Source organism: Paenibacillus sp. 7523-1 (assembly GCF_002276415.1).
Taxonomy (GTDB): Bacteria; Bacillota; Bacilli; order Paenibacillales; family Paenibacillaceae; genus Paenibacillus; species Paenibacillus illinoisensis_A.
In genome coordinates, this window is sequence record NZ_NPBR01000046.1 from 1 (window position 1) to 373 (window position 373).

Annotated in this window: 4 tRNA genes; all 4 read right to left on the reverse strand. The window is 52.5% G+C overall.

Features of this window, described 5'->3' with window-relative positions:
- Positions 1-5: 5 nt before the first annotated feature.
- The 4 genes from CHH60_RS29440 to CHH60_RS29455 all read right to left on the reverse strand — a co-directional run bounded on the left by CHH60_RS29440 (position 6) and on the right by CHH60_RS29455 (position 359).
- Positions 6-91, reverse strand: a tRNA-Tyr gene (locus CHH60_RS29440).
- Between the two features lie 12 nt (positions 92-103).
- Positions 104-176: transfer RNA gene (locus tag CHH60_RS29445), tRNA-Phe, on the reverse strand.
- Positions 177-196: 20 nt separating this feature from the next.
- Positions 197-274, reverse strand: a tRNA-Asp gene (locus CHH60_RS29450).
- Positions 275-283: 9 nt separating this feature from the next.
- A tRNA-Thr gene (locus CHH60_RS29455) sits at positions 284-359 on the reverse strand.
- Positions 360-373: the final 14 nt, after the last annotated feature.

Genomic DNA, 373 nt, shown 5'->3' on the forward strand with positions numbered 1-373 from the left:
AAAACTGGTGGAGGATGATGGATTCGAACCACCGAACCCGTACGGGAGCAGATTTACAGTCTGATGCGTTTGGCCACTTCGCTAATCCTCCAGGATTAAAAGGTGGCTCGGGACGGAATCGAACCGCCGACACGAGGATTTTCAGTCCTCTGCTCTACCGACTGAGCTACCGAGCCTTATTTAATTTTTAGATTAATGGCGGAACCGACGGGATTCGAACCCGCGATCTCCTGCGTGACAGGCAGGCATGTTAGGCCAACTACACCACGGTTCCAGGCATTAATGGTGCCGGCGAGAGGACTTGAACCCCCAACCTACTGATTACAAGTCAGTTGCTCTACCAGTTGAGCTACACCGGCGTATATGGTGGAGG